Consider the following 8,224-nt stretch of genomic DNA (forward strand, 5'->3'; position numbering starts at 1 on the left):
AAGGTTTACCGGCTTGGGTTCAGTGTTTAGAATTAAGCGGTGAAACGCTCGATGACTTCGACCTCAGCGTCCTGGTTGGAGCGCTTGTGGACTTTCACATCGAGACCGAGGGACTGCATTTCCTTGATCAGAACGTTGAAGGATTCCGGTGTGCCGGCTTCCAACGCGTGGTCACCCTTCACGATCTGTTCGTAAATGCGTGTGCGTCCCTGCACATCGTCAGATTTCACGGTGAGAAGTTCCTGCAGCGTGTACGCGGCACCGTAGGCTTCAAGTGCCCACACCTCCATTTCTCCGAAACGCTGACCACCATACTGTGCCTTACCACCCAGCGGCTGCTGTGTGACGAGCGAGTAAGGGCCGACGGCACGGGCGTGGATCTTGTCAGCGACAAGGTGTCCGAGCTTCAGCATGTAAATGTAACCCACGACGACATCGAGGTTGAAAGGCTCGCCAGTGCGTCCGTCGATGAGCTTGGATTTGCCATTGAGGCCCATCCACTCGTAACCGACGACTTTCTTTGCGTCCTTGATGTACTCCATAATTTTTGATTCAGGAATACCATCGAAGACCGGGGTGGCGATCTTCATGCCCAGTGCCTTACAGGCGAGGCCAAGATGGGTTTCAAGAACCTGACCGACGTTCATTCGTGACGGCACGCCCAGAGGATTCAGGACGATGTCCACTGGAGTTCCGTTTTCGAGGAACGGCATATCTTCTTCAGGAACGATCGTGGCGACAACGCCCTTGTTTCCGTGACGACCGGCCATCTTATCACCGACACTAAGCTTACGCTTGGAGGCGACGAAGACGCGGACCAGCTTCACGACACCATCTGCGGCACCATCTTCGCTGGTCTCAATACGGTCGAGATTGCGCTCACGTTCCATGTCTGCATCAGCGAACTTCTGTTCGAAGCTCTGGATGATGTCGAAGATCTTGTTGCGGATCGGACTGGGGTCGATTTCGACGGAATCGTAGCTTTCGGCGAGCTTGCGGAGAAGAGTCTTGGTGATCTTCTTGTTGGCACCGAGGATGATTTCGCCGGTCTGACCGTTGACCACATCAAGCGGGATCTTCTCATTGAGAAGGATGTCACTGAGTTTCTCGGTGAGCTGCTCGGTGAGGTCTTCCTTCTTCGTGCGGTAATCTTCTTCGATCTGCTTGATTTGCTTTTTGGCTTCAGCAGGGGAGAGCTTTTCCTTCTCTTCACCTTTGTTCTGATTGCCACGGGAGGCGATGCGAACATCCATCACGATACCAGCGCAACCAGAAGGCACGCGGAGTGAGGTGTCCTTCACGTCAGCAGCCTTCTCACCGAAGATGGCGCGCAAAAGCCGCTCTTCTGGGGCGAGTTCGGTCTCGGATTTCGGAGTGATTTTGCCGACGAGGATATCGCCAGGTTTCACTTCGGCACCGACACGCACGACGCCGTCCTGATCAAGGTTCTTGAGAGCCTCATCACCGACATTCGGGATGTCCCGGGTGATTTCTTCAGGCCCAAGCTTCGTGTCACGAGCCTGCACTTCGAAGTCTTCGATATGGATGGAAGTATAGATGTCCTCACGGGAGACTCGACGGCTGATGACGATGGCATCTTCGAAGTTGTATCCATTCCAAGGCATGAACGCGACGAGCATGTTCTTGCCGATCGCGAGTTCGCCCTGATCTGTGCAAGGGCCGTCAGCGATGACGTCTCCCTTTTTGATCTTCTGTCCACGACTGACAAGCGGTCGCTGGTTGATACAGGTGCCGGCGTTTGAGCGACCGAACTTGCGGAGCATATAGACATAAATGCCGGCTTCCGGGTCGGTTTTGCACGACTTAGTTGGATTGGCTAGGAAGTCCTTCTCACTGCAAGGGAGGTGGCCGTCTTTGGTGACAATGATGACATCAGCTGTAGCTGCGGCTACGGTGCCATTGGCATCAGCGACAATGACAGCGCGGGAGTCACGAGCGGCTTTACCTTCCATGCCGGTGCCGACAAGTGGGGCTTCGGCTTCGAGAAGTGGCACGCCCTGGCGTTGCATGTTCGAACCCATGAGGGCTCGGTTGGCGTCATCATGCTCTAGGAAGGGAATCAAGTTCGCCGCGATGGAGACGAGTTGCTTGGGGGACACGTCCATGAGCGTAGGTTTCGTAGGCTCGACTTCGAGGAAGTCGCCACGATAACGGACAGTCACTTTGTTGCCACTGAAGCGGTTGCCTTCGCCGATAAGGTTGTTTGCCTGGGCGATGTGATGGTTCTCTTCCTGGTCAGCAGTAAGGTATTCGATTTTATCCGAAACGATGCCGTCTTTGACAGGGCGATAAGGTGTCTCGATGAAGCCGAATTCGTTGATGCGAGCGTAAGTTCCGAGCGAGTTGATCAGACCGATGTTCGGACCTTCGGGAGTCTCAATTGGGCAGATACGACCGTAATGAGATGGGTGAACGTCACGAACTTCAAAGCCGGCACGGTCACGATTCAGACCACCAGGCCCAAGGGCGGACAGACGACGCTTGTGGGTCAGTTCGGCCAGAGGATTGATCTGATCCATGAACTGGCTGAGCTGACTGCGGGCGAAGAAGTCACGCACGACGGCGGCAAGCGCCTTCGGATTGACGAGCTTACCGGGAGTCATGACATCCATGCTCACGTCGAAGAGTGTCATGCGCTCTTTTACCAGTCGTTCGGTGCGGGCCAGACCAACACGGCATTGGTTGGAGAGAAGTTCACCCACGGCACGCACGCGGCGGCTGCCGAGATGGTCAATATCATCAAGGAGACCTTCACCAGCGCGTAGCTTAAAGAGGTAGCTCATGGCGGAAACGACATCGTTCGGGTCGAGGACTCGGACGTTCGTGTCGGTCTTGAGGGTGAGCTTCTGATTGATCTTGTAACGACCCACACGAGTGAGGTCATAGCGCTTGGGATCAAAGAAGAGACGCTTCACGAGCGCCTTTGCATTTGGCACAGTCGGTGGATCGCCTGGGCGGAGGCGGCGGTAGATTTCTTTGAGGGCTTCTTCCTCGTCTTTGGCTGGATCCTTGCGCAGGGAGGTGACGATGAGGTCGTCTTGAGAGGCCGTGATGACCTTGATGCTCTTGTGGCCGAGCTGGATGAGCTGCTTGGCAACGCCTGCGGTCAGAGGCTCATAGGCACGGGCGACGATGAGTTCGCCGTCAAGAATGTCGCGGAAGAGAAGCTTGGTAGCGATCTCTTCTTCACTGATGCTCTCCTTGAGCTTCAGATCTTCGATGTTGTAGAAGAGCTTGAGGATCTCTTCATCAGTCGAGTAGCCGATGACACGCAGCAGCGTGGTTGCGAGGAACTTCCTGCGACGACGACGACGGTCGAGATAGACATAAAGAAGGTCATTCGTGTCGAACTGAACCTCAAGCCAAGTGCCGCGGTCAGGAATGATGCGGAAGCCGTAGAGCCAGCGACCATTCAGATGCTGGCTGCTTTCAAAACAGATGCCGGGAGAGCGGTGAAGCTGGGAAACGACGACACGTTCGGCACCATTGATGACGAATGTTCCGCGATCTGTCATGAGCGGGATTTCACCCATGTACACTCGTTCCTGTTTGGCACCGGCTTCTTCGCGAAGCTCGAAGGTGACGTAGAGAGGTGCACTGTAGGTTTCAGCTTCGCGGATGGCTTCCAGAGAGGTGAGCTTGGGGTCACCGATTTCGTAAAGCACGAAATCGAGAGTCATTTTCTGGTCGTAGCTTTCGATCGGAAAGACCTCTTTAAACACGGCCTGAAGGCCGACGTCCTTGCGCTTTGAGGGGAGGATGTTCTTCTGCAAGAAATCCTCATAGGACCGAAGCTGGATTTCAATCAGGTTCGGTGGCTCGGAGACTTCGTGGATCTTGCCAAAGTTGGTGCGCAGGGACATAAGCGAGGTGGGGAGACTACGAGGTGGCGGGGCGTGGGGGGTGTGGAGCGGGGCTCCACGGAACACCAAAGTTCGAAGGTCAGGCCGCCAGCCCGAACTTCGAGGATTTTAGTGTGGAAATGGAATCACCTGCTTGCCCACTGAAAGTGGGATGCAGGGATGGGAGAAAAGGAAACGATGACCTGTCTCCGCCAGAAACTCCAGTTCCCGAAGAACAATCTTCGAGATAGCGGGAATTTGCGGAGGTAGTGTCGGCCATGTGTGACTGGGATATTTTCGGAACTCTGACAATTGAATCTTTTTCGTCCGCGTGCCGCCCCGAAAGGCGGCACACGGTTGAAAAAGGGGAGCTTACTTGATCTCCACTTTGGCACCGGCGGCTTCGAGCTTCTTCTTGACCTCTTCGGCCTCTTCTTTCTTCACGCCTTCCTTGAGCTTAGCACCGCCCTTTTCGACGAGTGCTTTGGCTTCGGCGAGGCCGAGACCGGCGACGACATTGCGGACTTCCTTAATTACGGAAATCTTGTTCGCACCGCCATCGACGAGGATCACGTCGAATTCGGTTTTCTCTTCGACGGCGGCTGCAGGGGCGGCACCACCGCCAGCGGCTGCAACGGCGACAGGAGCTGCGGCGCTCACGCCCCACTTGTCTTCAAGGGATTTCACGAGTTCTGCGACTTCCAGGACGGTAAGGCCGCTCAGTTCTTCAACGATTTTATTCAGGTCTGCCATATTAGTGTGTCGGTATCGCCGTTTCCCGGAGCACCGGGGAGTTTAAGAGTGAAAGCCTTCACTCCGGCAAGGAACCATTGGGTGTTTATGTTCAGGCCCCGAGGGGCCATCTGGTCAAAGTGTGGTGTGGGTGGATCAGGCGACTTCGCTTTTTGCCTTGAGCACACGAGCAAGCGATGCGGCGGGCTCGTTGAGGAGGCGGACGAGTTTGGAGGCAGGTGCGTTGAGAACGCCAAGGAGTGTGGCGCGGAGCACATCCTTCGAAGGAAGATCGGCGAGAACTTTGATGCCAGTGGCATCGAGCAGCCTGCCATCGAGCACTCCAGCCTTAAGGACCGGCTTTTCGAATTCAGCGGCGAAGTTCTTCATCACCTTTGCGGCGGCGCAGACATCTTGGCCACCACAGACAACGGCGGTCTGTCCGACAAGATGGGTGCCAATGTCACCGGGGTAACCAGCGCGTTCAGCGGCCTTCCTGACGAGAGTGTTTTTGAAGACGTGAATCTCGGCACCAGCACCGGCGAGGCGCTTGCGGAGTTCAGCGAATTTATCAACCTTCAGTCCGGTGTAATCGACCACGAAGAAGTAGGGCGATGCATTGACCCGGCTGAGCAGGTTCTCGATGAGCAGTGTTTTTTCAGCTTTCATGATTCAGAGCTTCCGAGATTAGAGTTTGATGTATTTGGACACGTCGATGCGGAGAGCCGGAGACATGGTGGCGGCGAGTGTGATGCTATGAACATATTTGCCGCGAGCAGAAGCAGGCTTCGCACGAACGATGGCATCGATCAGGGCAGTGCCGTTTTCGACGAGCGCTTTGCTTTCAAACTGCACTTTGCCAATGGTGGAAGCGATGTTGCCATTCTTGTCGAGTTTGAAATCGACACGACCAGCTTTCACGTCTTTGACGGCAGAGGCTGTGTCATCAGTCACAGTGCCTGTTCTTGGGTTAGGCATCAGACCACGTGGCCCGAGTTGCTTACCAAGTTTACGCACTTCATTCATCGCAGCGGGTGTGGCAATGGCGACATCGAAGTCCATATGACCTTCTTTGACCTTGGCAATGAGGTCTTCAAAACCGACGAGATCAGCTCCCGCAGCTTTGGCGGCTTCAGCAGCTGCACCAATGGCGAAGACAGCGACGCGGACGGTTCTACCGGAGCCATTTGGCAACGGGCAGGTGCCACGAATCATCTGGTCGCCCTTTTTTGGGTCAACACCCATGTGGAAGGAGAGCGTGATACTCTGGTTGAACTTGGTGCCTGGCAGCTTGCGGACGAGTTCCGCAGCTTCTTCAAGCGTAAATGATTTGCCCGCCGGGATCATTTCGGCGGCTTTCTTGTATCGTTTGCTTCGGGTTTGCATGGTATTTAGCAGTGCTTTCGAACGTGAGGCGTTCTCCTGCGTTGGGGTTAGTCAATGATGTCGATGCCCATCTGGCGAGCGGTTCCAGCCATGATGCGGGAAGCACGTTCAAGGTCGCTAGTATTGAGGTCAACAAGCTTGAGCTTGGTGGCTTCGAGGAGCTGAGCCTTGGTGATTTTGGCGACCTTCTTTTTGCTGGCTTCGCCTGAGCCGGAGGCGATGTTCGCCACCTTTTTCAGGATGTTGGAAGCAGGTGGCTGCTTGGTGATGAAGGTGAAGCTTTTGTCTTTGTAAACCGTGATAATGGTCGGCAAGACATCGCCGCCGAGCTTCTGCGTGGCAGCATTGAACTCCTTGCAGAATGCCATGATGTTCACACCAGCCTGACCAAGAGCGGGACCGATTGGCGGGGCAGGATTGGCAGCGCCAGCTTTGATCTGGAGCTTGATTTGTTTAACGATTTCTTTGGCCATGTGTTTGGGGGTGCTTGCTTGAGATTGTGAAGTGCGGGGAGAGCCGACAGAAGGAGTTTAGCAGTAGGATCAGGCTTTTTCGACCTGCCAGTATTCGAGATCCACGGGAGTGGAACGTCCGAAGATGTTGACTGAGACACGCAACACGCCGCGTTCAGGATCGATCTCTTCGATGATACCCGTCTGGCTTTCGAAGGGACCGTCGGTGACTCGGACGGTATCACCAACATTGAAGGCAATTTTCGGAACGACCCCTTCTTCCTTGTCGCGAAGCTGAGCGAGCAGACCTTCGACTTCGCGTGGACGCATTGCAATCGGATGGTCTTTCGTTCCTGCAAAGTTGAGCACGCCGTCAGTCTCTTTTACGAAGTACCAAGTCTTGTCGATCAGGCGGTTGTGCTCGTCGAGCAGATGGCAATTGGCGATAACGTAGCCAGGGAAAAATTTGCGGTTACTCTCGGTTTTCTTGCCTTTTTTAACTTCAGAGACACGCTCCGTGGGTACAAGAACGGCAAAAATGTGGTCCCCCATTTCTTCCGTCTGAATACGGCGGACCATGGAGTCACGGACCTTGTTTTCAAGGCCGGCACGGACATGAATCACATACCATTGATCGCGAGGGGCAGGAATAGCTCCCATAGGTTGGAGGGGGACGGAAAAGGTTTAAAGTAGCCGGATCACATCGAGGTGAACCAGGAGGTCAGGGCATCAAATGCCTTTCGGAAGGAAAAATCGAAGAAGGCGACAAAACCTCCAAGGAGGAGCATGGCAATGAACACGACAATCGTGGAGTCATTGAGTTCTTTGTATTTGGCGAAGCCTTTTTCTTTCGGATCCCAAGGCCATGTGGCTTTTCTAAGCTCAATGACGACTTCGTTCCAATAGGCGATGATGCGACTCATGAAGGGATGTGAGGGACTTGGATCGGGTGTAATCTTTGTCCGCTTGATGAAGGATGGCAGGCCAGGAGGGACTCGAACCCCCAACCAATGGTTTTGGAGACCACTACTCTACCAATTGAGCTACTGACCTGTTATGTCTGATATCCTTCTGAAGCAGAATGCTTGTGACTGGTGTGTTTGTAAAGTCCGCTTTCCATCTGGCGATGGAGAGGCCGCCGCAGAGATCCGGAATGCAGATCTTTTGCGGCGGCTGACAAGCGAACCTACGAGCGCAATTAGTCGAGGATGGTGGCCACACGGCCAGCACCCACTGTTTTGCCGCCCTCACGGATGGCGAAACGGATGGTCTTCTCCATGGCGATAGGAGTGATGAGCTCGACGGTGATCGAGACATTGTCACCAGGCATCACCATTTCGACGCCTTCTGGAAGGGTCACGCTGCCAGTCACGTCCGTGGTGCGGAAGTAGAACTGTGGGCGGTAGTTGTTGAAGAAGGGCGTGTGACGTCCGCCTTCGTCCTTGGAAAGAACGTACACCTCAGCGGTGAACTTCTTGTGAGGGGTGACGGAACCAACCTTGGCGATGACCTGGCCACGCTCGATGTCAGTTTTCTTCACGCCGCGCAGGAGGAGACCCACGTTGTCGCCAGCACGACCTTCGTCGAGCAGCTTGCGGAACATTTCGATGTCGGTCACGGTGGTCTTCATCGTCGGGCGGATGCCGATGATTTCGACTTCCTGCATCTTTTTCACGATACCACGCTCGACACGGCCCGTGCAGACGGTACCACGACCTTCAATGGCGAAGACGTCTTCGACTGGCATCAGGAAATCCTGATCGATTGGACGCTCAGGCAGCGGGATGTAGT

General features: G+C 54.7%; 8 protein-coding genes and 1 tRNA gene. All 9 read right to left on the reverse strand.

Features of this window, described 5'->3' with window-relative positions; translation table 11 throughout:
* Positions 1-32: 32 nt before the first annotated feature.
* On the reverse strand, positions 33-3,884 hold the full coding sequence (gene rpoB, locus AC6FTP_RS14840; protein ID WP_497207701.1) for a DNA-directed RNA polymerase subunit beta: 3,852 nt from the start codon (positions 3,882-3,884) through the stop codon (positions 33-35).
* 351 nt (positions 3,885-4,235) lie between these two features.
* Entirely contained in the window at positions 4,236-4,616 is a 381-nt protein-coding gene (rplL, locus tag AC6FTP_RS14845) for a 50S ribosomal protein L7/L12 (RefSeq protein WP_497207702.1), read from the reverse strand.
* A 135-nt stretch (positions 4,617-4,751) separates the two neighbouring features.
* Positions 4,752-5,264, reverse strand: a complete 513-nt coding sequence (gene rplJ / locus AC6FTP_RS14850; protein ID WP_497207703.1) for a 50S ribosomal protein L10 — start codon at positions 5,262-5,264, stop codon at positions 4,752-4,754.
* An 18-nt stretch (positions 5,265-5,282) separates the two neighbouring features.
* Positions 5,283-5,981, reverse strand: coding sequence for a 50S ribosomal protein L1 (gene rplA, locus AC6FTP_RS14855; RefSeq protein WP_497203673.1), 699 nt, complete (start codon positions 5,979-5,981; stop codon positions 5,283-5,285).
* A gap of 47 nt (positions 5,982-6,028) precedes the next feature.
* Positions 6,029-6,454 carry a 50S ribosomal protein L11 gene (gene rplK / locus AC6FTP_RS14860; RefSeq protein WP_497203672.1) on the reverse strand — a complete coding sequence of 142 codons (426 nt, stop codon included), beginning with the start codon at positions 6,452-6,454 and terminating at the stop codon, positions 6,029-6,031.
* 69 nt (positions 6,455-6,523) lie between these two features.
* The gene (gene nusG / locus AC6FTP_RS14865; protein ID WP_497207704.1) at positions 6,524-7,093 is read right to left on the reverse strand and encodes a transcription termination/antitermination protein NusG; all 570 of its coding nucleotides are present in this window, start codon (positions 7,091-7,093) and stop codon (positions 6,524-6,526) included.
* A gap of 38 nt (positions 7,094-7,131) precedes the next feature.
* Entirely contained in the window at positions 7,132-7,356 is a 225-nt protein-coding gene (locus AC6FTP_RS14870) for a preprotein translocase subunit SecE (protein ID WP_497203670.1), read from the reverse strand.
* A 54-nt stretch (positions 7,357-7,410) separates the two neighbouring features.
* A tRNA-Trp gene (locus AC6FTP_RS14875) sits at positions 7,411-7,486 on the reverse strand.
* A gap of 145 nt (positions 7,487-7,631) precedes the next feature.
* On the reverse strand, positions 7,632-8,224 hold a 593-nt coding region (locus tag AC6FTP_RS14880; protein WP_497207705.1), incomplete at its 5' end, for an EF-Tu C-terminal domain-related protein.

It is taken from the genome of Prosthecobacter sp. (assembly GCF_044378005.1).
GTDB lineage: Bacteria > Verrucomicrobiota > Verrucomicrobiia > Verrucomicrobiales > Verrucomicrobiaceae > Prosthecobacter.